Origin of the sequence: Hyalangium versicolor (assembly GCF_020103695.1) — a bacterium.
GTDB classification, from domain to species: Bacteria; Myxococcota; Myxococcia; order Myxococcales; family Myxococcaceae; genus Hyalangium; species Hyalangium versicolor.
The window spans coordinates 45291-70054 of the sequence record NZ_JAHXBF010000045.1 but is presented as its reverse complement, the minus strand read 5'-3'; the positions used below and the strand labels follow the sequence as shown (position 1 = coordinate 70054).

19 protein-coding genes are annotated in these 24764 nt (G+C 68.7%); 10 read left to right on the top strand and 9 right to left on the bottom strand.

Translation table 11 applies throughout. The features are described 5' to 3' along the window. The first annotated feature begins 130 nt into the window (after positions 1-130). From KY501_RS49705 to KY501_RS49695, 3 genes are all read left to right on the top strand, one after another. Positions 131-898, top strand: coding sequence for a hypothetical protein (locus KY501_RS49705; protein ID WP_224372549.1), 768 nt, complete (start codon positions 131-133; stop codon positions 896-898). A gap of 174 nt (positions 899-1072) precedes the next feature. Beyond that, positions 1073-3238 carry an Ig-like domain-containing protein gene (locus tag KY501_RS49700; protein WP_224372548.1) on the top strand — a complete coding sequence of 722 codons (2166 nt, stop codon included), beginning with the start codon at positions 1073-1075 and terminating at the stop codon, positions 3236-3238. 19 nt (positions 3239-3257) lie between these two features. Next, on the top strand, positions 3258-4490 hold the full coding sequence (locus KY501_RS49695; protein ID WP_224372546.1) for a hypothetical protein: 1233 nt from the start codon (positions 3258-3260) through the stop codon (positions 4488-4490). Positions 4491-4621: 131 nt separating this feature from the next. Here the strand turns inward: KY501_RS49695 and KY501_RS49690 are convergent, their stop codons facing one another. Beyond that, a complete protein-coding gene (locus KY501_RS49690; RefSeq protein WP_224372544.1) occupies positions 4622-5596 on the bottom strand; it encodes a PEGA domain-containing protein in 975 nt (324 codons plus the stop codon). Further along, the gene (locus tag KY501_RS49685) at positions 5593-7248 is read right to left on the bottom strand and encodes a serine/threonine-protein kinase (protein ID WP_224372542.1); all 1656 of its coding nucleotides are present in this window, start codon (positions 7246-7248) and stop codon (positions 5593-5595) included. Before KY501_RS49685 ends, KY501_RS49690 begins: the two co-directional genes overlap by 4 nt. A gap of 11 nt (positions 7249-7259) precedes the next feature. Here KY501_RS49685 and KY501_RS49680 point away from each other — a divergent pair, with 11 nt between their 5' ends. Beyond that, on the top strand, positions 7260-8597 hold the full coding sequence (locus KY501_RS49680) for a sigma 54-dependent Fis family transcriptional regulator (protein WP_224372540.1): 1338 nt from the start codon (positions 7260-7262) through the stop codon (positions 8595-8597). Between the two features lie 3 nt (positions 8598-8600). On the opposite strand, the gene KY501_RS49675 is transcribed toward KY501_RS49680, so the two are convergent. Further along, positions 8601-9635, bottom strand: coding sequence for a serine/threonine-protein kinase (locus KY501_RS49675; RefSeq protein WP_224372538.1), 1035 nt, complete (start codon positions 9633-9635; stop codon positions 8601-8603). 65 nt (positions 9636-9700) lie between these two features. Here KY501_RS49675 and KY501_RS49670 point away from each other — a divergent pair, with 65 nt between their 5' ends. Next, entirely contained in the window at positions 9701-10084 is a 384-nt protein-coding gene (locus KY501_RS49670) for a VOC family protein (protein ID WP_224372536.1), read from the top strand. Positions 10085-10112: 28 nt separating this feature from the next. Further along, the gene (locus KY501_RS49665; RefSeq protein WP_224372534.1) at positions 10113-10739 is read left to right on the top strand and encodes an NAD(P)-dependent oxidoreductase; all 627 of its coding nucleotides are present in this window, start codon (positions 10113-10115) and stop codon (positions 10737-10739) included. Between the two features lie 39 nt (positions 10740-10778). Here the strand turns inward: KY501_RS49665 and yddG are convergent, their stop codons facing one another. The 5 genes from yddG to KY501_RS49640 form a co-directional block, all read right to left on the bottom strand. Beyond that, positions 10779-11687 carry an aromatic amino acid exporter YddG gene (gene yddG / locus KY501_RS49660; protein WP_224372532.1) on the bottom strand — a complete coding sequence of 303 codons (909 nt, stop codon included), beginning with the start codon at positions 11685-11687 and terminating at the stop codon, positions 10779-10781. A gap of 288 nt (positions 11688-11975) precedes the next feature. After that, positions 11976-13355, bottom strand: coding sequence for a DNA/RNA non-specific endonuclease (locus tag KY501_RS49655; RefSeq protein WP_224372530.1), 1380 nt, complete (start codon positions 13353-13355; stop codon positions 11976-11978). Positions 13356-13464: 109 nt separating this feature from the next. Continuing rightward, a complete protein-coding gene (locus tag KY501_RS49650) occupies positions 13465-13986 on the bottom strand; it encodes a gamma-glutamylcyclotransferase (protein WP_224372528.1) in 522 nt (173 codons plus the stop codon). A 92-nt stretch (positions 13987-14078) separates the two neighbouring features. Then, positions 14079-14861 carry an arginyltransferase gene (locus KY501_RS49645; RefSeq protein WP_224372527.1) on the bottom strand — a complete coding sequence of 261 codons (783 nt, stop codon included), beginning with the start codon at positions 14859-14861 and terminating at the stop codon, positions 14079-14081. Positions 14862-14946: 85 nt separating this feature from the next. After that, positions 14947-15444 carry a hypothetical protein gene (locus KY501_RS49640; RefSeq protein WP_224372525.1) on the bottom strand — a complete coding sequence of 166 codons (498 nt, stop codon included), beginning with the start codon at positions 15442-15444 and terminating at the stop codon, positions 14947-14949. A 259-nt stretch (positions 15445-15703) separates the two neighbouring features. On the opposite strand from KY501_RS49640, the gene KY501_RS49635 reads away from it, so the two are divergent. From KY501_RS49635 to KY501_RS49620, 4 genes are all read left to right on the top strand, one after another. Further along, entirely contained in the window at positions 15704-16708 is a 1005-nt protein-coding gene (locus tag KY501_RS49635) for an Rpn family recombination-promoting nuclease/putative transposase (protein WP_224372523.1), read from the top strand. A 125-nt stretch (positions 16709-16833) separates the two neighbouring features. After that, a complete protein-coding gene (locus KY501_RS49630; protein ID WP_224372521.1) occupies positions 16834-18636 on the top strand; it encodes a serine/threonine-protein kinase in 1803 nt (600 codons plus the stop codon). A gap of 59 nt (positions 18637-18695) precedes the next feature. Further along, the gene (locus KY501_RS49625) at positions 18696-19514 is read left to right on the top strand and encodes a hypothetical protein (protein ID WP_224372519.1); all 819 of its coding nucleotides are present in this window, start codon (positions 18696-18698) and stop codon (positions 19512-19514) included. 14 nt (positions 19515-19528) lie between these two features. Then, entirely contained in the window at positions 19529-20341 is an 813-nt protein-coding gene (locus tag KY501_RS49620; protein WP_224372517.1) for a hypothetical protein, read from the top strand. Between the two features lie 95 nt (positions 20342-20436). Here KY501_RS49620 and KY501_RS49615 read toward each other — a convergent pair whose 3' ends face one another. After that, entirely contained in the window at positions 20437-24756 is a 4320-nt protein-coding gene (locus KY501_RS49615) for an IPT/TIG domain-containing protein (RefSeq protein ID WP_224372515.1), read from the bottom strand. Positions 24757-24764: the final 8 nt, after the last annotated feature.

Here is a 24764-nt window from a genome sequence, read left to right as displayed (position 1 = left end):
TCTCCAAGTACGCTGCTTCTTCGGGGACCAGATGGATCAGGTGCGGCGGTCGTCTCCTCATCCACCAGAGCTATTCATTCCCCACGACTATGTCGAATGACTTGTCGGACACTCCACTAGGCTGTCGCGCATGAGTCCGCCCCGCCTCGTGCTGTGCTGGAGCCTGTTCGTGTCGAGCCTGGCATTCGCCCAACCGCCCGAGGAGTGGACGCCCTACACCCCACCCGCGCAGGAGACCCCCACCCCGCCGCCGATCGTCCCGGCGCCCACTTCTCGCCCGGCGCGGCCGGCTGTCCCCGCTCCTCCGAAGGCACGAAGGCCAGAGAAGGCACCGGAGCCCCAGGAGGCACCGGACCCGGGTGAGCTGATCCCCCGGCGGCGGCCCAGCGAGGGATTCCAGACGGCGCTGCGGCTGCTCGTCACGCCCTGGGCTGGGAGCGTGACGGGGATGATGGGGCTCGTCGTCGGATCCATTCCGACCACGCTGGGTGCGCTCCCCTTCTGCCTGGGAACGGACGGCTTCGAGGAACGCAGATGCGGCGCCGCGGTCCTCACCGGCCTGACTCTCTCGTACACCGTCGGAGTATCCATGGGAGTCACCGGCACCGGCCGCTTCATGGGAGGCCAGGGAGACGGGCTGGCCACCTTCCTCGGGAGCCTGTCTGGCGCGGCGGTGGCGGCAGGCATCGGCGTCGCCACCGACAACATCGGGCTGTTCATCCTCTCGGCCCTCGTGGGGCCCATCATCGGCGCCGTGGCTGCCTATGAGATTTCCCACGCCGTGCTCACCCGGCCGGACCCGCCTGAACACCAGGCCCGCGCCGGCTTCCACGTGATGCCCGTGGTGGGCACCACGCCCCGAGGCGGCTTTCTCGGAGGACTGGCCGCGCGGTTCTGAGGGGCTCGGACCGACCTGTCCACTCGAGTGAACAGGTCCTGTCCTGTGGAGAGGACAGGAGACGGCCAGGGAACACCGCAAATCCTCGAAATTCCTGAAGTGCCGAACTGGCACTGCCGTTGCTCTGGGCCTGCGCAAGACCGCGAGGTCCCTTTCCCCATCCGAGAGCAACGCATGCATTCATCCTCCATCCTTCATCGACTCCGTGGACTCCTCGTGCTGTCCCTCCTGGCCGCGTGCAACGCACCGCTGGAGGAGAACGCGGAGGGCCTTCCCACCGGCGCGAGCGCGCTGGCTCCAGCCAACTTCCTCTACCGTCAGGGCAAGCAGCTGTACCTGAACGGCGCGCCGTACCAGATGGTGGGCTTGAACGCCTTCCCGCTGACGGGCTGTGGCGCGGCGCCCAACGACGCGCAACTGGACGCGTTCTTCGCCGGGCTGCGAGCCAACGGCCTCACCCGCGCCTGGGCGTTCAAGCCTCAGGGCCTGGCCAACCTCGAGAAGGTGGTGGCCGCGGCCGAGAAGTACAACCAGAAGCTCATCCTCACCCTGGCCGACGGGCGCAGCTACTGCGGCGAGTGGGACGGCTACAACGGCTCGGACGGCAGCGGCAAGCAGAGCTCCTGGTACTCCAGCGGGTACAAGACCAACTATGTGCCGTGGGTGAAGCAGGTGGTCACCCGCTTCGCGAACTCGCCCTCCATTGGCATGTGGGAGCTCATCAACGAGCCGGGTGACACCGACAACACCACCCTGAAGGCCTTCTTCAACGACGTCAGCACGACCATCAAGCAGATCGATCCGAACCACCTGATCAGCTCGGGCTCGTGGGCGCCGTGGGCGTATGGAGGCCAGTCCGGCTTCCAGTCCATCCACGACGTGCCGAACGTGGACGTGGGCAGCCTCCACGAGTACGACTACGACTACAACAACGGCAACACCATCGTGTCGCCGCACTTCGCGCCGGCCATCGCCGCGATGAACGCGCTGAACAAGCCGCTCATCGTCGGAGAGACGGGCATCAACGGCGCCGACAGCGGCTGCCGGACCAACCGCACCCAGCGCCGGGACGCCATGCGCCAGAAGTTCCAGCAGTACCTGGCGGGCGGCGCGGCGGGCGTCTTCGTGTGGACGTGGCAGGCGGCGAACGTCACCGGCTGCGAGCTCAACTTCGGGCCGAACGATCCGATGCTGCCGATGATCCACGACTACCCGCTGGCGTCGGTGCCTCCGCCGACCACGGGAGACACGGTGCAGCTCAATGACAGCGTGGTGGGCTCCGGCCAGGAGCAGTTCGAGTTCACCGGTACCTGGGAGGCCGGCACCGGCACCGGCAAGTTCCAGAGCGACGACCACTTCTCGAGCACCACGGGCTCCTCGTATGTCGTTCGCTTCACGGGTACGCAGGCCAAGCTGTATGGCTCGGTGGCCTCGCACCACGGCATCGCCTCGGTCTCGGTGGACAACGGCACGGCAGTGGACGTGGACTTCTACTCCGCCACTCGCCAGGAGCAGGCGCTGCTGTGGACCAGCCCCACGCTGAGCTCGGGCTCCCATACCCTCAAGGTCACTGTCTCCGGCCGCAAGAACTCCAGCTCCTCCGGATACGTCATCACCGCGGACCGCGTGGACGTGACTCGGGCGACGCAGGGCAGCGACACCACCGCTCCTACCGTGAGCATCACCCAGCCCACCGGCGGCACCGTGGCCGTGGGCAGCGTGACGGTGCAGTCCTCCGCCAGCGACAACGTGGGCGTGGCGAAGGTGGAGCTGTGGGTGGACGGCGTGAAGCTGGCCGAGGATACGTCCTCGCCCTACTCCTTCACCTGGAGCGCCACCGCGGGCCAGCACTCGCTGGTGGCCAAGGCGGTGGATGCCGCCGGCAACGTGGGCACGAGCGCCACCGTCACGGTGACGGCCTCCTCTCAGCAGACCGTGGTGGTGCAGCTCAATGACAGCGTGGTGGGCACCGGCCAGGAGCAGTTCGAGTTCACCGGTACCTGGGAGGCCGGCACCGGCACCGGCAAGTTCCAGAGCGATGACCACTACTCGAACACCACGGGCTCCTCCTATGTCGTGCGCTTCACCGGCACGCAGGCCAAGCTGTACGGCTCGGTGGCCTCGCACCACGGCATCGCCTCGGTCTCGGTGGACAACGGCACGGCGGTGGACGTGGACTTCTACTCCTCCACCCGCCAGGAGCAGGCGCTGCTGTGGACCAGCCCCACGCTGAGCTCGGGCTCCCACACCCTCAAGGTCACCGTCTCAGGCCGCAAGAACTCCAGCTCCTCTGGCTACGTCATCACCGCGGACCGCGTGGACCTGACGGTGGTCCGCTAGGCCGCTCCCGAGCACGCCCTTGCCGCGAACCATGCTGCTACACTTCGCCAGGATGCTCGCGGGAAGGGCTACACGGAAGGTGCTGGGCACCGTGCTGGGAGGCTTCATGCTCCTGGTGCCGGTACCGAGCGCCGCCGCGGATTGGTTCTCGGATGACTTCGAGACGGGAACCCTGCGCCCAGCGGACTCGCCCCCGGGCCGCTGGGATGAGACTCCCTCCAGCAGCCCCAACACCGTTGCCAGCACCGCGGCCTCCGCGCACCGGGGGCTGTATGGACTGCAGCTGACCGATCGCTCCAGCAGCGCGGGGTTCCATGCGAGCGCGGACGTGGGAGGCACGCCCCTGGCTTCCACGTTCTTCTTCCGGACGTGGCTGCGCCTCCGGTCGGTGAGCACCTCCGGGGACGTGGTGCTCGTCCAGGCGCTGCCGGCGTTGGTGGAGCTCCGGATCGCCAGACAAGATTCCGTCTGGGAGCTGGCCGTGAGGAACGGCTCGGGCCGGCAGTACGTCAGCAGGCGCACTCCGACGACGGCACCGGTGCAGACGGACCGCTGGTACCTGATCGAGTTCGGGGCCCGAGGGCTGGAAACCCTCGCTGGACAGGCCTGGCTCTGGGTGGACGGTGTCGAGGTCGCCTCCCTCTCCGGGATGGATTGGCAGGACACGGCCTACCAGTTGGAGCAACTCCGGGTGGGCGAGCCGTGGTCGGACACCGGAGCCTTCATCGGCTCCATCGATGTGGATGATGTGCGGGTGAGCGCCTCGCCCATGGCCAGCCGACTGGAGCTGCGGCTGCCGGAGGAGGCAAAGTCCAACTGCATCCCGGTAGAGGTATCGCTGCGGGCCTCCGCCGAGAATGCGCTCGCGCCCGCGCCTTACGAGGTGGCTGTGGCGCTGAGCGTGCCGGAGGGGAGCGGAAGCTTCCATGCGGACACGGGGTGCAAGGATGCGGTGGAGTCGGTGCGCCTCCCCGCGGGCTCCTCCGAGCGTCGGGTGTACTTTCGTTCGAGCGGCTCCGAGGGGCTGGCCACGCTGCGGGCGTCGCATCCGGACTTCCTGTCGACGACGCTCACGGTGGACGGCCCAGGCAGCCCCGGGGAGCCGCCGGATAACGATGAGACGGCGGGCCCGTGGACAACGAACCTGGGCTGCTCGGCGGCCACGGGAGGCTTCGCGATGATCCCGATGCTCCTGGGCCCCTGGGTGCTGTGGAGGCGACGGCCCCCGCTTCGCACGATGAAGCGCCGCTGAAGAGACAGTCCCGCTGGCGGCGGAGTGCGCGCCAACTGGTATGACAGGCATACCGGTTGGTCCAGACCGCGCCCGGACCGGAGCGTCTCTCGAGTGGATCGCATCCTTATATAGGGACAGGCCTGATGGGCTCAGGGGCCGTTCAGCCTGAGGCGCAGCCCGGTGGTGCCCAGCAGGTGCGTGGAGTCATAGGAGTCATTCGACGAGAGCCAGCGTCCGCTCAGCTCCGCGAAGAACTCGATCCTCGTGCTGACCGGGAGGCTCGCGCCAGCCGTCAGCCCCGCTCCGAGCACCGCAGGCGAAGGCAGGGCATAGCCATCGAGCGAGACGAAGAGCGTGACAGGACCCACGAGTTCAGGCGCATGAGCTCCCAAGCGCGCAGCCAGTCCGAACCGGCTGCCCACCGTGGCATCCAGCTCCGCGTGAAGGTAACGCCCGCCCAGCCATGCGCCGGCCTCCATCCCCACTCCCGAGAGCGGCGCGAGCCCCAAGGCAACCCGGCCCTGGACACCGAGCGTGAGCGCGGAGACGTCTGAGCCCTCCTCCGCCGCCTCCTCCTGGCTCGCGGACACGACGACATGGACCTGCTCCGTCCGGCCCGGCCGCACCTTCACCTGGACGCGCGTGTTGCTCGAACCCGTGCCCGGCCCCACTTCGAGCGAATGGGTCCCAATGGGCACCTGACCGCGCCATGGCGCCTGTCCGAGGAGTTGTCCGTCCAGCCGCAGCTCCGCGCCCGGGGGCTCGGTGTCGATGACCAGCTCGCCTCGGAGGCGCTCGCGCAGGCTCTCGAAGCGCTTCACCACCGTGGGCTGCACGCGCTCCGGATCCAGGCGCGCATCCGGATCGGCCTCGAGCGCCTGGGAGAAGGCCGTCTCCATCTTCTCGTACCGGCGGAGCGCCGCGTGGATCTCTCCCTGCACCAGGTGCAACTTCGCGAGGCTGGCGTCGTCACGGGCCTGCCGCAGTCCTGCCTCCACATGGGCGAGCGCGGACTCGAAGTCCCCCTCGGACAAGGCCTCGAGCGCTGCGTCCAGCTCGCGCGCATCTCCCGTGGGAGCCCCCGCGGACATGAGCAGCGCCAACACGAGCAGGGAAGTCTTCATGGGCCGAGCTCGATACGGACCACGATCCGCTCTCCCGCGGGGATGTCGACCTTGCGTTCCACGGGGGAGAAGCCGTTGCGCTCCACGCGCACGGAGTGCCGTCCCGCAGGCAGCGAGAGGGAGACCGGGGTGGCGCCGTGGTGCTGTCCGTCCACGCTGATATCGGCCCAAACAGTCTTGCCGTCATGCACGGTCACCACGCGCAGCTCTCCGGAGCGCTGGCGAGCTTCCTTGCCTGCCCTCGCGGATGCGCCGGAGGCAGCGGGCCCCGTGTTACGCGCTGTCACGGACTTCTGCGACCGGGATGAAGGGGCAGCACGTGGAACGGGGCTCTCTGCCTCCGCGACGGGAGGCGACGGAGCCACCTGCTCCTGCACGGCCGACGGCGGCATGGCGGCCCGCTCTTGTTCCTGCACGGCCGGCCGCGACAAGACTGGAGCCGGATCAGGCACGACAAGAGCAGCAGGAGCCGGCGCAGCCACAGGCGTGACAGCAGCCGTCCCACCTGTGCTCGCCATCTCGACAGGGGAGCGTTCGTCCGAGCCCCTGAAGTGCGATATCCCCAACAGGACTCCACTGAAGATACCCGCGGCACTCACCAGCCCCAGTGCCAGCAGCCGGCGTCTGCTCCTCCCTGGCAAACTCCGTGGCGCGGGAGGCCCTGGCGTCACCTGGACTGGCTTCACCGCCTTCGAGTCACCGCCCGCCGCCTCCTGCATCGAGGCGAACAACTCGATCGCGTTGCCGTAACGCTGCTCCGGGTTGAGCGCGGCGGCCCTGGCCAGCACCTCCGCCATTCTCGGGGAGAGCCACGAAGCCTGCCCCCGAAGCGCCTCCGCCGCATGCCGAGCCCCCTCACCCAGGAGCCGACACGACTTCGACGGAGGCAGCCCCGTCAACAGCTCCACCAGCACCAACCCGAGCGAGAACAGATCCGCGCGGCCATCGACGGGCTCACCTCGAGCCTGCTCGGGAGCCATGTAGCCGGGAGTTCCCAGCATAACTCCCGACGTCGTCGCGCCCGCGCCGCGGTGCTCCCACAGGATGCCGAAGTCCAGCAACGTCGCGTGCCCACCCGGAGACAGGAAGATGTTCCCGGGTTTGATGTCGCGATGCACACAGCCGCGCTGGTGGATGAAGTCCAACCCGGCGCACAACTGCCTCGCCAGAGCGAGCACCTCCGCAACAGGAAGTGGGCCGGGCGCCGAGCGCAGGTAGTGCGACAGCGACACGCCCTCCAGGAGCTTCATGACGATGAAGGGGCGCCCAGCATCCCGGCCCACCGCGTAGATGGGAGTGATGTGCGCGTGCTCCAGGCGCGCCATGGCGCGGGCCTCGCGCTCGAAGCGCGCCACGCTCGATGGATCCTGGCACAGCGCATCGTGGAGCAGCTTGATGGCCACGGGGCGCTCCAGCGCGACATCCGTGGCGCGGAACACCCGGCCCATGCCTCCCGCGCCGAGCAGCTTCTCCAGCCGCCACTTGCCCTCGAGCACATCTCCCGGCTCCAGCGGCCGCGATGGCGCGGGAGAGCGCCACGCCTCGTCACCCACACGTTCGGTGATGGCGGTGCACTCCGTGCAGACACCCGTCGCATCCGCGACAGGCAGCCCGCAAGTGCCGCACCGGGAGGGTTGCTTGTGGAGTGACATGGGGCAGTCTTATGTTGCCACAGCTCATGGGCGCTTCCTCCACCGAACCGCTGTCCCCCGCAGCCCTGGCGGCCGGGCGTTCGGAAGTGCGCGGGCCCCGGTTCCGGGTGGTGGTGGAGGCAGGGCCCGACACGGGGCTGGAAGCCGCGCTGGAAGGCACGCTGCTGGTGGGCACCCAGGCTGACGGGGGCCTGCGGCTGAGCGACTCGACGGTGTCGCGGATCCACCTGGAGCTGCAAGCCCGGCCCGAGGGCGTGCGCGTGCGCGACGTGGACTCACGCAACGGCACCTTCTCTTTGGGCGTGCGCATCCACGAAGTGACGGTGGCCAGCGAGGCTCGCTTCACGCTCGGCAAGACGACGCTGCTGGTCGCGCCGCTGCCCACGGAGGACGCGGAGACACAGGCGCCACGCACCACCTTCGGGCGAGCGGTGGGACAGAGCGCCGCGATGCAGCGGCTCTTCGGCATGCTGGAGCGCTCGGCGCAATCAGCCTTCCCCGTGCTGCTGCTGGGTGAGACGGGCACGGGCAAGGAAGTGCTGGCCGAGGCGATCCACCAGGCCTCCCCGCGCCGCGACGGGCCGTTCGTCATCGTGGACTGTGGCGCGGTGGTGTCCTCGCTCATCGAGAGCGAGCTGTTCGGGCACGCGAAGGGAGCCTTCACCGGAGCGATGGCCGATCGGCAGGGGCAACTGGCCGCGGCTCACGGCGGCACTGTCTTCCTGGACGAGATTGGCGAGCTGCCCCTGGAGCTGCAGCCGAAGCTGCTGCGAGTGCTGGAGTCCGGCACGGTGCGCCGGGTGGGAGACAACGCCGCTCGGGACGTGGACGTGCGAGTGGTGGCGGCCACGCATCGCGACTTGAAGGCGGAGGTGGCGGCGGGGCGCTTCCGAGCGGACCTCTACTACCGGCTGGCGGTGGTGCCGGTGCACGTGCCTGCGCTGCGAGAGCGTGCCGAGGACATCCCCGTGTTGGCGCGCCACTTCTTCCAGCAATCGGGACAGCCGGACTTCCCGCTCACGGACGAGCTGGTGCGGCGGCTGCTCGCGCATGACTGGCCGGGCAACGTTCGGGAGCTGCGCAACTTCGTGCACCGGGTGCTGGCGGTGGGGGACGCGGAGCTGCCGGACAGCAAGCCGGTGAGTGCGGCTCCGACGGTGGGGGACCTGAGCGCCCTCACCTTCAAGGAGGCCAAGGAGCGCATGGTGGAGGACTTCACCCGCGAGTACCTCCAGGCACTGCTCGTCCGCTGCGACAACAACGTCTCCGAGGTGGCGCGCACCGCGGGGCTGGCGCGCAGCCATGTCCACGGGCTGTTGATCCGCTACGGGCTCAAGGGCAGCCGCTGAGGCTCAGCCCTTCGTCCCGCGCCGCGAGGCACCGGACAGCTCGGCGGTGCTGGTGGCGGTGCGCTCGTCCTGTGCGCGCTCACGGCTCCACGGCAGGCGGCCGGCTCCGGGGAGCCAGGGGGCCACCAGGTCGGCCAGCTCGGGCAGCCCCACCATCGGAGCGCGCGCGGTGCGCAAGCCAGCGTCGAGCGCGGCACGGAAGTCGGCCAGGGAGGGGCGCCGCTCCGGCTCCTTGGAGAGAGCTGCCATCACCGCCCTCCGGAGCACATCTGGCAGCGCGGGGCCTGGTACGCGGAGCCTACCCGGCACCTCCTTCAGCACGGCCTCCATCGTCTGGGCCGGGCTGTCCCGCCGCAGCGGCTGTACACCGGAGAGCAGCTCGTAGAGGGTCAGCGCCACGCCGTGGACATCCGTGCGGCCATCCACCGGAGCGCCACGGAGCTGCTCGGGCGCGGCGTACTCCAGGCGAACCTTCACGAACCCGGGCTGCGTCTCGGTGAGGCGCCCGGCCCGGCGAGCGATGCCGAGATCGATCAGCTTCACCGCTCCGGTATCGGCGAGCATGATGTTGCCGGGATGGATGTCCCGGTGGACGAGCCCCAGGGGTTCCCCCTCGCGCGAGCGGAGGCCGTGCAGATAGTCCAGACACTCGCACACGCATGCAGCGATGCGCGTGGCGTGAGGCCAGGGCAGAGGCGCGGAGCCAGAGGCACGGCGAGACTCCAGCAACTGCGCGAGCGTGAGGCCGTGCACGTACTCGAAGACGAGGAAGAGCAGCCCCTCGTGCTGGCCGAAGGTGAGGAGGCGCGCGAGGAAGGGATGGTTGAGCAAGCGAGTGAGGTGGGCTTCGTCGAGGAACTGCTGAACCCACACCGAGTCTCCAGCGACTTCGGGGCGCATGCGCTTGAGGGCCACGAGCCTGTCGGGTCCGGCGGCGGTCTTGGCCTCGGCGAGGAATACTTCGGACATGGCGCCCAGGGCGAGCCGCTTGAGGAGGACGAAAGCATCGAGGCTCGGGCTCTGCTGCGGGGTGGGCACGGCTCGTAGCAAAGCAGGAAGATAGGAGTTGCGGCAGGCCCCTGGGCTCACGAGTATGCGCCGCCATGAGCTCTGGACATTTCCTCGGACTGCGGACGGTCATCTACCCGGTGACGGATGTGGCGAAGGCACGCGCCTGGTACAGCGAGGTGCTGGGGGTGAAGCCGTACTTCGATGAGCCCTTCTATGTGGGCTTCAACGTGGGAGGCTTCGAGCTGGGGTTGGATCCGGACACGTCGTCGCACTCGCCGGGAGCGACGGGCGGAGTGGCCTACTGGGGCGTGAAGAACGCGGACGAGGCATGGGCTCGGCTGCTGAAGCAGGGCGCCACGCCGGCCACCCCGGTCCACGATGTGGGTGGCGGCATCCGCGTGGCGACCGTGAAGGATCCGTTCGGCAACGTGCTGGGCATCATCGAGAACCCGCACTTCCCCAACACGGCGGCCTGATTCGAGACTCCTGCGCGGAGGACTCCTTTTGAGCAAGCAGGTCCTGATCCTGGGTGCCACCGGTCGCACCGGTCTCCTCATCGTCGAGCATGCGCTCTCGCGGGGCCTCACTGTCTCGGTGCTCGCTCGACGGCCCGAGGCGCTCGGAGCGCTCCTGTCACGCGTCTCCGTGGTGCAGGGAGATGTGCTCGACTCCGCCGCCGTGTCTCGGGCCGTGGCCGGAAAGGACGCCGTGCTCTGCGCGCTCGGTCCAGGCCGGGACTCTCCACCCACGCTGTGCTCCGAGGGCATCCGGAACCTCGTGAGCGCCATGCAGGCCCAGCGCGTCCAGCGGCTGGTGTGCATCACGGGCGTGTTGATTGGCCATCCCCAGAAGCGCCTCGGGTGGCTGTACCGGCGGATGCGCTCCGCCCTCGGCAATGCCACCCAGGACCGCCAGCTCCAGGAACAGCTCATCCGGGACAGCGGGCTCGACTGGACCCTCGTGCGGCCTCCGCGGCTGACCGAGGGAAGAGCTCACGGCCTCTGGCGTGCCGGTGAGGACATCTTCATTGGCGCCCTGGCTCGCATCTCCCGGGCGGATCTCGCCCACTTCATGGTCCAGCAACTCGAGGATGCTCACTTCCTCCGCCGAGCCGTCACCATCGCGTACTGACGGGCACCCGGCGCCACCGGAGCACCGCGCCCGGAGCCCTCAGGAAGGCGAGAGCGCCTTGCGCGCCCACAAGTCCCTCGAGGCGAGCACCGCTCCACCGACGATGAAGAGACAGGCCAGCACCAGCTCGACGCTCGGGCGCGCACGGCCCGCCAGGATGAGCAGCAGCGTGGACAACAGCGGCGTGGCGTAGGAGAGCCCTCCTAGCGCCTTGATGTTCCCGCGCTTCATGCCCACGTCCCAGACGAAGAAGGCCAGTCCCACCGGCCCCGCCCCCATGAGCAGCAGCACGCCCCACTCCACGGGGTTCGGCACGACGGTGCGCTCGAAGGCCAGGTGGCAGACCGCGGCCAGCAGGGCCGTGGCGCCGCAGAAGCCTCCCACCGTGTCCGTGGGCACCGAGCCGAGCCGCCGAGACAGCACCGAGTACGCTCCCCACGTCACGGCACAGGCCAGCGCCGACGCATAGCCCACGGTGTACTCGGCGCGGAACGCCACGCGCCCGCCTCCCGTCACCAGCAGCAGCGAGCCGCACAGCCCGAGGACGACTCCGGCGATGTGCCACCAGCGCAGGCGCTCTCCTGGCAGCAGCGCCGAGAACAGCACGATGAGCAGCGGCCACAAGTAGTTGATGAGGTTGGCCTCCACCGGTGGGGCCGTCTTCAGGGCCATGAAGTAGAAGAAGTGGTACCCGAACAGCCCGCCCACGCCGATCAGCCACACGCGGGGCGGCTGCCGCAGGTGGCCCAAGATGCTCTCGCGGAACAGCAACCACTTGCCCACCGAGAGCGCGAAGGCGATGGCGAAGGTGATCGCCACGATCTCGAACGGAGGAAGAGTGCCCGTTCCCGTCGTCAGGAGCGCCAGGCAGGCCCAGAGGAGAATCGCCACCGCGCCGATCGCCGTGGCGCGAGAGGTGGAAACAGCAGAAGAGGGAGCAGAAGCCATCGCTACGCCCTCTCTTACCCCCTCCAGGAAAAAGGCACAGGCACACGTTGCGAAGGATGAAGGCCTGCCTGAACGGGGCAGCCTCGCGGCCGGCGGCAATCAACCGAACTGGTATGACAGGAATACCAGTTGGCTCGAACCGCGCCCGGAGGGTCCCCCTTTCCGGGTGGCTCACCTCCCCCCTGTCGGCGGCGATGGACCGAACTTGTAGGACAAGTGGACAGGTTGGCCCGAGCCGCGCCCGGAAGGCTCCCTGGGCAGCGTCCCCGCCCACGGGAAAAACCTTCATCAGGCCCCTGGAGAACCCTCGCGCTCGCGCTCACGGCGCCACAGCAGCGAGGCCGACTCGTACTGGCTCGCATCCCGGAAGGCCATGCGCGCCGAGGTATCCCCCTCCAGCTTCTCCTGTACCGACTTCGGCAGCTGCGCGTACAGGTCCTGCCCCAGCAGCTCCTCGATACGGTCCACCGAAGTACGCGTGCCCTCGAGCCAGGGGAGGATGTCGTCCTTCTTCGTGGGCGCATCCTTCAGGTTGGGCACCAGGTACGCGAACATGCTCAGGTTCCCGTTCGGCAGCTCCAGCAGCACCGTCTTGAACTGGTGCGTGGGCACCGCGATGCGCCGCGTGTTCGCGCCAATCGTGTCGATGGCATCGGCCGGCAGCGGCTTGCCCTGCGCATCCAGGTACAGGTTGCCCGTGATGATGTGCGCCTTGCCGCCGGTAGTGGCCACCATGTCATTCACCGCCGCCTCCAACGTGCGCCACGCCTGGCGGTTCAGGTTCGGCTGCTGCGGAGCGATGTTGCTCATCAGGTGGCTCTCGTCCATGGCCTCCTGCGTGGGCGAATCCTCCGCCGGCTTCATGTGCCCCCGGTCCAACCCCGTCCCGTCATAGTCCGACGCCGAAGCCCCCGCGCGCCCCAGCTCCGGATCCTTCTGGAAGCTGCTGTTGTCCCGGTCCACCTCGACGGGCGTCTCCTGGATGTCCGCCGCCGACAGCATGTAGCTCACGAACTTCGGCACGTTCTTCGACGCGTCCACCGACAGCCGCATGTACTCCTTCAGCAGCGACACGCCGCTATCCGAGCCCGCTGGACGCAGCGGATCCAGCTCTCCGGCGCTCTCGGCCACCTTGCTCTGGAACATCGCGGACTTCTGATCCGGCACCCACTGCGAGCCCTGGACCTTGCCGCCCTTCAAGTCGCGGAAGTACGAATCCAGCTCGGCCCGCGAGAGCTTCCCGTTCCCGTCTCCGCTGATCAGGTCCGCGCGCTTCGCCACCGCGTCCTGCCAGCCGCTGTCGAAGGCATCCACGTCCACGGACTTCGCGCCGCCGGCCAGTTGCTGGTCCAGCGCCGAGCGCTCCTGCTGCAACGCCGTGGAGGTGAGAAAGCGCGCGTCGTCCGGCTGCTGGAGGTAGCGCTCCACCTCCGCCGCGGACACGCTGCCGTTGCCCTGGCGGCTGCTCACCGGGCTGGCCGCGTCCGCCGCCTTCAGCAGATCCGCCTGCCAGCTCCCATCCTGCCAGCCGAACTTCTGCTGGAGCTCGGAGATGGGCACCTCGCGAGCCGTCGAGCGGCTCCAGCTCCCGGACGTAGTGGGCACCGTGGTCCCCACCGACAGGGTGGGAATGCGGTCCGCGGGGGGCGTCTTCGCGCCGATCTGCATGACGTTCTCCCGAGGCCCCCACGGGGGATGGAGGGCAGAGGTATGGAATTATCTTCCCCAACTTCCGAGAAGTTGCGGCCGGGCCACTCAGCCCCGTGAAACCAAAGGGTTAGCGAACGCGCTGGGCCTGAGCCTGCTGAACCTTCTGCACCAGGTGGGCTTCGGCCTGGAGCCGCTCCACGTAGGCGGCGGGGAGGGCGGCGCGCTCGGCGGCGCGAGCGTGGGCCACGAGGAACTCCACGCTGATCGGCCCCTGAGGCGCAAGCCGCGGATCCGCGGGAGTGAAGGTCCGCGCCGAGAGGACGGCCCCCGTCGCCGTACGCACACGCACCGCGCGCTCCTCGGCGGCCTGGGAGAGCGTGGCCTCGAGCCGCGCCACCAACGGCCACACCGGGGGAGGCATGCGCCGCAGCAGCCCCATCACCCGCCGGCCTGGAGCATCCACCAGCCGCGCCACGCGGCCGCCCCAGTCCGGCGCCTGCGCGTCATAGACGAGCGTCACATCGAGCGCCTCGGCCAGCTCGCCGTCGGGCAGGTCGAGCACGGGCATGTTCCGGAGCCGCTCGCGCGCCACCTCCGGAGCCAGCGAGAGCGAGAAGGCGAACCAGGGCAGGGGCGAAGTGCCGGTCATGGCCCCAGTCTGCCCCGGACACGGGCCGCCTTCCCAGGGGCGTCCTCACGGGCTGTCCCACGGCGAACGCGGTGCCTCCCGGCGTGGCCTGCTCACTCCTCGCGAGGGCTTCCGGGAGCCGAGGGCTCGGGCTCCGCGGCGGCCAACTCCCAGCGCGGAGCTTCGTCCGGAGCGGGGCGCCCCTGCAGTAGCTCATGCGGACGGAACGTGCCCTTGTAGCGGAGCGAAGCGCACTCGCGGACGCGGAAGCCCAGGTACACGTGGGGAATGCCGCGCTCGCGAGCCAGCTCCACCTGCTTCACCACGTTGGCGGAGCCCGGCGAACAGTGCGCATAGTCCGGGTGGAAGAAGAAGTACGCGGCGCTCCAGGCCTGGGGCGTCTCGTCGCACAGTCCCACCGCCACGAGCCGAGGCCCTCCCTCGACCTCATCGTCATACCAGGCCACCTCGCGCGCACACGGGTGGGGGAAGGCGAACTGGAGGAAGTAGTCCCGAGGGCTCAAGTCCGAGGCCTGCCACTCCCGAGCCTCCTCCCGCCAGGCGTGCCACGCGTGATAGAGCGCCAGCCGCTGCGGATCCACGGCGGGGGAGCGCACCTCGACGCGGAAGCGGGCGCAGGCGGAGCGAGCCCGACGCTGGCTGCGGTTGGGGCGGAAGGTGGCGGTGGGGATGCGCAGGGGGATGCACTCGGCGCAGTCCTGGCAGGCGGGCCGGAAGTACGAGGGGCCGAAGCGCCGCCACCCGCGCACCAGCAGCTCCTCGAACTCCTCGGGCGTCACCTCCGTCATCACCTTCTGCTCGAGCGAGGCCGACCGGTCGGGCAGGTAGCTGCACGGACCGGGGGGCTCGGTGGAGTGGTGGAGGATGTGAGCCATGCTCCCTCTTGATTCGGGGCAGGGGGCCCTTCGTGTCAAGCACCGAGGCCCGCTCGACTGCTCTCGAGAGCCTGCTCGGCGGCCTTCACACCTTGCGAGTGCTGGCAAAGAGGACGAGCACGGTGGCCAGCAGCGCGGCGGTGAACCACCAGGCGCTGCCCTGGAGCGATTCGCTGATCCACTCGGAGTCCACGGCTCCGTCGAGCCTGGCGGAGATGGCGAGGATGAAGCGGGAGAGGCTCCAGACGCCGCAGGTGAGGAACGCGGCCACGGGAGCGCCCCACACCACGAGCCACGCGACCGAACCGCCGCCACCGCCGAGGAAGGGCCACGCCCACCCGAGCGCCCGCGCCAGGGCGAACAGCCCGAGCACCGCGATGGACAGAGCGGCGGCGATGGTCCAGTAGCGCACGCGGTCGGCGCGCCAGAGGGCTTCGACGAAGGGCGGATTGGAGCCGCCGAAGACGACGCGGTGATAGCCCTCGAGCTCGCGCTCGAGCCGGAGCTGACGTCCGTGCGCCTTGGCCGCCAGCAGGAACGTCACGCCGCTGACCGCGAGCAGGACGATGGTGCGCTCGCTCATGTCGAGCCTCCTTCTCGCACCACACGCACGAGGTGGGTGCCACAGCCGCTGCGCGCCTCTCGAGGGAACGCAGCGCTCTGCTTCCTTCGTAGCACTTCCTCCGGGCCTCCGCCCAGCGGCCCACCGTCTCCGCCGTGGGACTCACCGTCCACCGTGAGAGCCACTGGGATGCCCTGGCGATGCAAGTGAAGCTTGGAGTTCCCTCGGGGGGCACGGGCGTCGCGCTGCTGGCACGCGGCATGCTCTAGCGCGGCCTACCATGTCAGGGCCTCATGACTTGTTCGCGCGCTACACCTTCGGCCACCCCGAGCGGGCGGCGGCGGAGCTGCGCGCCGTGCTGCCTCCCGAGTTGGTGGCGCAGGTGGACTGGAGCAGCCTGCACCGAGAACCTGGCAGCGTGGTGGATCTGGAACTGCGCGAGCGCCAGAGCGACTTGCTGTTCTCGGCCCGGCTCCACGGCGGACGGCCCGTGCTGTTCTACTTCCTGCTGGAGCACCAATCTTCTGTAGACCGGTGGATGGCCTTGAGGATGCTGCGCTACGTGGTGCGCCAGTTGGACCACTGGCGCCACCTGCACCCGGACAACGAGTGGTTGCCGACGATCATCCCCATGGTGCTCTACCACGGGCAGGAGGGGCGCTGGACAGCCGCGCGCAGATTGGAAGAGCTGTTCTTCCTGCCAGATGAGCACAGGGAGCGATGGCGGAAGGTGGTGCCACGCTTCGAGTATCTGGTCGATGACCTGACGGCCGAGCGTGAGGAGGCACTCCGGGCTCGCCCGGGGCCGCCCCTGGTGCGGATGACCTGGCTCCTGCTGCGCTCCAGCCGTTCCAGAGAGCTGGCGGTCCTGCTGGAGGGATGGAAGCCGCTACTAGAAGAGGTGCTGGCCTCCCCCGAGGGGCTGGAGCAACTGCGCTCCATCGTTCACTACCTGCTCAGGGTGGGACCCAAGGACGCCCGACCGGCGCTCCGGCGCGTGTTAGATTCCATGACAGGGGAGCAACAAGCGGAGGAACTGATGAAGACCATGGCAGAGGATCTCATCGAGCAGGGAGAGCGGAAGGGCCGGCGCAAGGGGCGAGCCGAGGGAATCGCGGAAGGACGTGCCCAGTCCGTATTGCAAATCCTGTCCGCTCGGCACATCACCGTGGATGAGCAGACCCGCGAGCGCATCCTGTCCTGCAAGGACCTGAAAACGCTCGACCGATGGCTCCATCAGGCCCTCGACGCCAAGAGCCTCGCTGACCTCACCCTCGGCGGATAACCCCCCGCAACACTTGAATTTTCCACTCAGGGAGCACACTCCCACTCTCCGAGAAAGGTGGGATGCTGGAACATCGCGGCTGAAGCGGTTTAAGTGTGCCCCCCGCTGATCCGCCTCCCTGCCTCATGAGCCCTGCCCCCGCCGCTGAAATCCGTATCGGCTCGGTCCTCCGAGAGACCTACGAACTCACCTCGCTGCTCGGGAAGGGAGGCATGGGCTCCGTCTTCCTGGCCCGCCACCTGCGCCTGCCCGGCAAACAGGTCGCCGTGAAGGTCCTCCTTCGCAGCGAGGACCTCAGCGCCGAACAGTACGCCCGCTTCCGCCGCGAGGCGGAAATTGCCTCCCAGCTCGGCCACCCCAACATCGTCGAAGTCATCGACTTCCACTCCCTCGAGGATGGCACCCCCTACCTCGTCATGGAGCACCTGCGCGGAGAGAGCCTCGCCCACCGCCTGCGCAAGGGCCGGCTCTCCATGCGCGAGGCCTTCTCCGTCGCCCGGCAGATGGGCTCGGCGCTCCAGGCTGCCCACCGCGCGGGCGTGGTGCACCGCGACCTCAAGCCCGCCAACGTCTTCCTCGTCCCCTCCGAGTCCGACGGCATGCCCATCGAGCGCGTCAAGCTGCTCGACTTCGGCATCTCCAAGCTCATGGGCTCGCAGACGCTGCAGACCCAGGATGACGTGCTCATGGGCACTCCCCGCTACATGGCGCCCGAGCAGGCCATGGGCCGCAACAAGGAGATCGACGCCCGCGCGGACATCTTCGCCCTGGGCTGCATGGTCTACGAGATGCTGTGCGGAGACTCGCCCTTCGCCGGCGGCTCCATCGCCGAGGTCATCTACCGCGTCGTCCACGAGCAGCCCGAGTCCCTCGCCACTCGCATGCCTGATCTGCCCGCCCGCGCCGTGTCCGCCGTGGACAAGGCGCTCGCCAAGGCCCCAGCGGAGCGCTTCCAGGACGTGGCCACCTTCATCGCCGAGCTGACCGGCACGCCTCTGCAGGGGCTCGCCGGGCTGGGGCCGGATCCGGTACCGCTGCGCGGAGCCCTCCGCCAGAATGATCCCTCCATCGACGCGGCGGACGAGAGCGGCACGGATGCCACATTCGTCCCCTCGCGCGTCGGAGCGGCTGCTCCAGTACCCGCGTCGGTACCCGCGGCTCAGGCGGCTCCGTCCCCGGCGGCCCTGCCCGAGCCCAGCGTGGAGAAGGGTTCGACGCTGGCGGCGTTCCGTGCCGCCGAGCCGGAACCCGTAGTCCAGCGAACCACCGCGCTTCCCCTCGCGGCCCCGGCACCCGTCGCTCCAGCCCCCGTGGCCCCAGCTCCGGCGCCCGCGGCTCGCTCGAAGACTCCGCTGATCGCGGCCGTGGCCGCCGTGGTGCTCATCGCCGGAGGCCTCTTCGTGGGCCGAGGGATGATCTCCTCGCCTCCCCCGCCGGCTCCGAACAACACCCCACCCGTGGCGGTGGCCGATCCCACGCCGACGCCCGCGCCAACTCCTACGCAGACGACCCAAGCGCCCACGCCGACGCCCACGCCGCCCCCCACCAACACCACCCCCGTCGAGCCGACACCGACGCCCACGCCCACGCCGCCGGACTCCACGCCCGTGGCCAACGCCACACCGGAGAACAAGCCACCGCCGGCCACGTCCCCCAAGAACAAGCCCGTGGCCATCCCCGAGGCGGTGCGCAAGGACCTCCAGGAGGCGGAGCGCGCGCTCAGCTCGGGAGACATGGACACGGCGATCCGCATCGCCCTGCGGACCCAGCGCGTCCAGGACACCGAGGAGGCCAAAGTCCTTCTCGGCGAGGCCTACTGCCGCCGGGGTGATGTCTCCAACGCCAATGGCGCGTGGCGTTCGCTCTCGTCCGCGGGCGCGAAACGCAAGATGCGGACCTACTGCGCCAAGTACGGCTTCAAGCCCTGAAGGCAGGAAGTCACCCCCACACGCTAGCTTCCACAGTCCCCAAAGGGAGGGGGACACATATGAGAAACACCCTGGCAACGGTCATGACCGTGAGCGTGCTGTGCGGCACGCTGGCGGCGGCGGGAGCGCCGGTAGGCTCCGGCAAGGTGTACGTGGGCTCGGAGGGCGAGTCCGTCGCCGTCATCCCGCTCAACGACAAGAGCCCCAAGGGCGACAAACAGGCCCTCATCTACGTGCAGGGCACCGACACCGACTTCGATGGCAAGCCGCTGCCCGCGATCGTCAGTGAGCAGGGCCCGCGCCTCAACTACATCACCCAGTACAAGGGCGAGGACTTCTACGTCGTGCAGGTGCGCGAGTCTCGCGGCACCAAGAGCTATGACTTGTGGGTGCCCAACCGCCGCGATGGCATCCGCGTGTCCTACGACGACAAGCGCACCCTGGCGCTCAAGGCGGACGACGTCTACTCGCAGTACGAGAAGCTCAAGAAGGACGGCACGCTGACGAAGCTGTCCGCCTACAACCGTCCGGAGCGCGAGTCCCAGCAGCTCCAGGGCTTCACCGAGGTGGTGAAGTCCATGAACGACGCCTGCGGCACCCAGGTGAAGGCCACCATCGACTGGAAGAGCGTCACCGACGACATCATCAAGCGCTACAGCATCGCCTCGTTCTGCGGCGGCCCGCTCGAGTCGCTGCGCAAGCTGTGCGAGTACAAGGTGGGCAAGAAGATCATCCAGGCCAAGGTGAAGACGTACGCGTGCCAGTTCGGCTCGGAGCTGAAGCTGGACGTGAAGTCCGGCACGGTGAACTTCATCACCCAGCAGGACGCTCCGAACCAGGAAGAGTACGCCACGCAGTTCTTCGAGAAGAACCTCTAGCCGGAGTCCCGCTCATGCAAGCTCGACGTCTGATTGCCGCGTCCGTCGCCCTCCTCTCGGGCACCTCGTGGGGGGTGGAGCCTCCCTGGGGCAAGGGGGAGACTTTGGGAGAGCAGATCGCCCTGGAGAAAACCACCGTGTGTGCCGACAGCAAGGGGCACTACGTGGTGATTGCGCCCGAGGAGAAGACGGGCTCGCAGTTGTTCTACGGAGATGGGAAGGCGTTCGTCCAGGTGGCCCCGCCGCCGTTCGGCATCAGCGGCACGTCCTTCCTGGAGCCGCGCTTCTTCAACAAGACGGCCAACTCCAACTTCCGGGGCACGGACTACCGGGTGTTCTCGTCCGTGGAATACGACAAGGAGAAGCAGACGTGCGACGTGCGGTGCGGCGAGCGCACCGCGTCCTTCAAGCCCGTGGAGCCGGACGAGGCGGTGAAGCTGCTCAAGGCGGCGAAGTACGAGCCCAACCCGCAGAAGTTCGTCCCGTACGCGCTGCTGCGAGACACCACCGGCAAGTACTACCTGGTGGAGCGCGGCTTCGCCCCGGGGGACGAGAAGCACTTCCGCGTGCACGTGGGCCCCAAGGGCGCCCTCAAGCTCCAGGAGATGAAGGACATCGTCTCCGACTCGGAGGGAGAGATCTTCTCGACGAAGAAGGGGGACCTGCGGCTGGTGGTGGACAAGGACGTGGCGCCCACGTGGATTGAGGGCGCCAAGAAGAAGGTGGAGCTGCGCGTGGTGCCGCTCACCGAGAACCTGCCGATGATCTACAACGAGCTGGGCGTGTACTCGGGGGCCCGTCTGGGCACCCCGTGTGACGACCAGTAGGCGGAGGCGGCGGAGGCTCGAGGCCTCCTGTCCCCTGCCCCGAGGCGCTCCGGGAGCCCAGGCACACCGGCCGGGCTCCCGGGCCTCACTCCCCGCTACGGCGTGACGGTCATTACTCCGAGCTGGCTCGACTCGAAGACCAGGTCTGTGGGGCTTGAGTTGGAGCCCGCGCCGTTCAGGTCGCAGTACGTCCACCGCAGCCCGTTGTCGGCGCTGAAGCGGTAGGTGTACGCGTAGTTGGTGAGCACCGTCACGCTGGGCGCCATGAACGAGCCCATGAACTCGTCGTTGTTGCTCGCCTGGACGTTGTAGCTCGCGGGGAAGAAGCGCCACGTGTTGCTGCTTGTCGGGTTCGAGCCGGCCGCGCCGTACCCCACCTCGGCGAGCCAGCCGAAGGGAGCCCCCGCGGGCTCCGTGATTCCCGCCTCGTAGAGCTGCCCGTAGATGAGCGGCGTCTGCGTGCTCTTCGTCACGGTGAAGGTAGAGGGGAACTGGAGGTTGCAGTAGTCCGCCTCGTTGGGGTTGTTGGTCTCGTTCTCCGTGCCGGTGTAGGTGAAGCCGCCCACCACCACCGCGTTGGGCACCTTGATGGGCGCCGGGTTCGTGAGCGTCACGTCCACCTTGCTCACGACGGCACCGGCATTGGCGACGGTGGGGCACGTGGCCTGGGTGGAGCTTTGCAGGACGCAGAGCAACGCCCCGTTGTTCCCGAACCTCGCCGTCATGCCGGTGGCGAAGTCCGTACCGGTGAGGGTGACATTCGCCCCCGCGGTGGCCGGGCCATCATCGGGCAACATGCTCGCCACGGTGAGGTTCACCGCGTCGTTCGGCAGGCCCGGTGTCGGAGAGGGATCGCCCTGGAAGTCGTTGCGGTTGTTGTTGGTGTCCGCGCTCGACGGGCTGCGCGCCAGGGATGGCGCCACGGTACCCGACTCCGGATAGAGCGCCGTGCCAGTCTCATAGATGGCCAGGCCGTTGCTCGTGGCCACGGCGACATCCAGGTTGGCCCCAGTCACATCGTGGCCCAGCGCATCCAGCAACTGCCCCGTGGCGGAGATGAGCTGGTACGCGTCTCCACCCAGGTTCTCGAAGTCCAAGGCTTTATTGCCGACATCCACTCCCGGAATGTAGGTGGGAATGCCCGTGAGCCCGCTGTTGTACAGGTCGGCGATGAGCAGGATGCCATCAGCGGGGATGCGCACTCCCGCAGGCAGGGTAAAGCTGCCGAACGGATTGGCCGTGCCCGCGCCGGTGCCCTTGCCCTCGATGTCGGTGATCGTCGCGCCGCCGATGACGGAGCCACCCGGGCCGGCGATCTCCATGAAGCCCAGGCCATCGTCTCCACCGGGAGGATCGGCGAGCACCTCGTTGATGACGGCCACCTTGCAGCTCCCGTTGAGCGCACCCATGGTGTGGGTGATGCGCGAGCCCCTCACGTTGTGCCCATAGAAGCTCACGCACCAGTTGGTCGCGGTGTCGTTGTCCGCAGCCGTGAGGACGGTGTCATCCAACTGGGTGGAGCTGCCCGCGAAGCCGACGAAGTCGCTCGCCGTCATCGGGGTGTTCGGGTTGGTGTGGAAGGCGCGGAAGTCCACCGCGTCCTCCAGCGCCCCTCCGGAGGGGGCATAGAGCGCCAGCGCATCCCCCGCGTCCGCCAGGGCGAACGAGGTGCCGGGCGCGCCGTAGACGAAGCCGGTGCCCACGGGGATGGCTCCGGACGGGTTGGGGATGCCGTAGAGCACGCCGTTGGCGGGCACCGTCACGGGCGTGCCGGCCGTGCCGTTCGGGTCGGTGATGGCGCGGATGTCCACCTCCTGGCCCGCGGCGTTGCGCAGGGTGAAGCCGTGCACGTCGAAGTCCGCGCCCGTGGTGTTGCGCAGCTCGATGAACTCGGCGCCCAGCGAGCTGAACTCGCTGAGGATGATGCGGCCCCTCTGGCTGGCGGCCGTCACCGGCACGCAGGCCCCGGCGCTGCACGTCTCATACGACTGGCACGTCGTGTTCGTCGGAGTGTCCTGGCACACGCCCACTCCACTCGAGACGACGCACGCGGAGGTGTAGGTGACGGCGGACCTGCCGTTGGCCGAGCACGTGCCAGCGGGCGGCGTGCACGTCACGCCCGTACAGGGGTCTCCGGCCACCTTCGGGCTGTTGGAGAGGCTGGAGTTGCCCGCCGCGTCGCTCACCTTGAGCGCGAAGTAGACGTCGAAGGCCAGGTTCAGGCCCGTGACGGTGGCCGACTCGGCGTTCCCCGGCGGCTGGGGCGCGGGGATGGTGAAGCGCGTGGCGGCGGCGAACTCGGTCTCGGTGGTGATGGGGGTGGAGGCGTAGCGCAAGTCATAGCTGGCCGCCGTGCCCAGGTCGTCGTCATCGCCCACGGCCGTCCAGGAGACCCGGGCGCTGCTGCCCGAGAGCGCGGACGCGCTGATGACGGCCTGGGCCGGAGGCAGGGAGTCTGTGATGGTGAAGGGCGCGCTGGTGGCCTCCGTGAGCCCCGACGCGATCGCGATCAGGTGGAAGCCGGTGCCCTCCTCATCGATGGAGAGATCCGAGAAGACCGCCACGCCGCTGGACGGATTCATGTTCTGCGTGCCACTGAGCGTGGCCAGGACGTTGCCATCCGAGAGCCCGAGCGTGACGGCGGGATCCGAGGCGAGAGTGTCGTTCTCGAAGGCGTCCTTGAGGAGCACGGCCACCTCGGCGAGCGGAGCACGAACCGAGCCATTCGAGGGCTGCACGGAGAACACGAGGTGATCCGGGGCAGCGGCCTCGATCGGGCCCCAAGCGAGGGTGTCGGGTTCAGCGATGCCCGAGCCGGACACGGTGACGTTCTGCTGGCCGGCGGTGCGCAGTTCCACGGGGAAGGTGGCCGTGCCTGCCTCCACGGGAGAGAACGTCGTGTCCATGGGCAGCAGCGCCTGCGGATCCGAGGAGGTGAAGTGCACCGTGCCCGTGTAGCCGGTGGCCACGTTGTCGAAGGCGTCACGCACGGTGACCTGCACGGTGCCGGTGACGCCCGCCGTCGTCGGGGTGGACACGCCCTCCAGCGCGATGGTGGCCGCGGCGGCCGGGCGGATGTCGAACGTATCGCTCTGCTTCGTGGGCAGCGAGCCGGAGGAGGCCTCGAGCCTGTAGTCCACACCGGCCGTGTTGATGCTCAAGGCGGAGAAGGTCGCGATGCCCGCCACCGCATTCACCGCGGTGAGCGGCGAACCGTTGACCACGCTGAGGCCGACGGCCGAAGTCGCCGAGGTGACGGTGTTGCCCGAGGCATCCAGGAGGGCCACCTTCACGGGGGCCAGCGTCTCGCCCGCGATGGCATCCTGAGGCTGGGTGACGAAGGCAAGCTGGGCGACGATGGGGTTGGTGGTGGACACGGGCAGCGTGACGGAGCGCACCGAGTTGCCCGAGTTGTCCGTCACCTTCAGGGCCACATAGTAGTTGGAGCTCGGGCTGAGTCCCGTGAGGGTCGCCGACTCCGCGGCGCCCGCGGCCTTGGGCGCACCCGTCGTCACCAGCGTGGCGGCGGCGAACTCCGCGTCCGAAGTGATGTTGGAGGTGGAGTAGCGCAGTTCCTGGCTGGCGGCGGTGCCGGAGTTCCCGTCATCGCCAACGGCGGTCCACTGCACGACGATGCTCGTGGTCGTGGTGTCGCCCTGGGTGAGCACGGGCTTCGACGGAGCCACATCGTCCTGGATGTCGAACGCCTCGCTGGTGGCGGAGGTGAGCCCAGCCGCCGAGGCGATCAGGGTGAAGCCCGTGCCCTCCTTGGAGACCTTCAGGTCCGAGAAGGTGGCCTCACCGGCCACGGGAGCCACCGTCTTCGTGCCCAGCAGCGCCGTGCTGTCAGGGCTGAGCTCCACGGCGGTGGAGGGCGAAGTCGCGGCAACGGTGTTGTCGAAGGCATCGGAGATCGCCACCTTCACGGGACCGAGCGTCGTGCTCAGCGAGTGGTTGCCAGGCTGCTGGGTGAAGGTGAGCTTGGAGGCCGCCGCCGGGACGACTTCGAAGGCGGAGCTGGTGGCCGCCGGGAGCTCGCCGGAGGTGGCCCTCAGCACATAGCCCGTACCGGCCTTCTTGATGACGACATTGGTGAAGCGCGCCACACCATCCACGGCATTGACCGTCAGCGTGCCCTCGAGCTGCGCCGAGGCTGGGGCCTTGTCCAGCGCCAGCGTGATCGGGCTGGTATCGCCAGCAACCTTGTTGCCGGACGTATCCTGGACGATCACCTCCAGCACTGGGCCTACAGGAGAGCCGGCCGTGGCTTGGAGACTGCCCGAGCCAAAGGCCAGCTTCTTGTCCGCGACGAACGTGGGAGGAGTCGGCTCACCCCCGCAGCTACAGCCGAAAACCCCCAGTGCGATGACGACGAGCGAGAGCCACGAGCGCGGCAAGAGGGACGAAGAAGCCATTCAGTCCT

Bases quoted from the DNA above. Each gene is read 5' to 3' on its own strand.
- KY501_RS49705 (WP_224372549.1), top strand. From the start codon at position 131: ATGAGTCCGCCCCGCCTCGTGCTGTGCTGGAGCCTGTTCGTGTCGAGC.
- KY501_RS49700 (WP_224372548.1), top strand. From the start codon at position 1,073: ATGCATTCATCCTCCATCCTTCATCGACTCCGTGGACTCCTCGTGCTG.
- KY501_RS49690 (WP_224372544.1), bottom strand. From the start codon at position 5,596: ATGAAGACTTCCCTGCTCGTGTTGGCGCTGCTCATGTCCGCGGGGGCT.
- KY501_RS49685 (WP_224372542.1), bottom strand. From the start codon at position 7,248: ATGTCACTCCACAAGCAACCCTCCCGGTGCGGCACTTGCGGGCTGCCT.
- KY501_RS49680 (WP_224372540.1), top strand. From the start codon at position 7,260: ATGTTGCCACAGCTCATGGGCGCTTCCTCCACCGAACCGCTGTCCCCC.
- KY501_RS49670 (WP_224372536.1), top strand. From the start codon at position 9,701: ATGAGCTCTGGACATTTCCTCGGACTGCGGACGGTCATCTACCCGGTG.
- yddG (WP_224372532.1), bottom strand. From the start codon at position 11,687: ATGGCTTCTGCTCCCTCTTCTGCTGTTTCCACCTCTCGCGCCACGGCG.
- KY501_RS49655 (WP_224372530.1), bottom strand. From the start codon at position 13,355: ATGCAGATCGGCGCGAAGACGCCCCCCGCGGACCGCATTCCCACCCTG.
- KY501_RS49650 (WP_224372528.1), bottom strand. From the start codon at position 13,986: ATGACCGGCACTTCGCCCCTGCCCTGGTTCGCCTTCTCGCTCTCGCTG.
- KY501_RS49645 (WP_224372527.1), bottom strand. From the start codon at position 14,861: ATGGCTCACATCCTCCACCACTCCACCGAGCCCCCCGGTCCGTGCAGC.
- KY501_RS49640 (WP_224372525.1), bottom strand. From the start codon at position 15,444: ATGAGCGAGCGCACCATCGTCCTGCTCGCGGTCAGCGGCGTGACGTTC.
- KY501_RS49635 (WP_224372523.1), top strand. From the start codon at position 15,704: ATGTCAGGGCCTCATGACTTGTTCGCGCGCTACACCTTCGGCCACCCC.
- KY501_RS49630 (WP_224372521.1), top strand. From the start codon at position 16,834: ATGAGCCCTGCCCCCGCCGCTGAAATCCGTATCGGCTCGGTCCTCCGA.
- KY501_RS49625 (WP_224372519.1), top strand. From the start codon at position 18,696: ATGAGAAACACCCTGGCAACGGTCATGACCGTGAGCGTGCTGTGCGGC.
- KY501_RS49620 (WP_224372517.1), top strand. From the start codon at position 19,529: ATGCAAGCTCGACGTCTGATTGCCGCGTCCGTCGCCCTCCTCTCGGGC.
- KY501_RS49615 (WP_224372515.1), bottom strand. From the start codon at position 24,756: ATGGCTTCTTCGTCCCTCTTGCCGCGCTCGTGGCTCTCGCTCGTCGTC.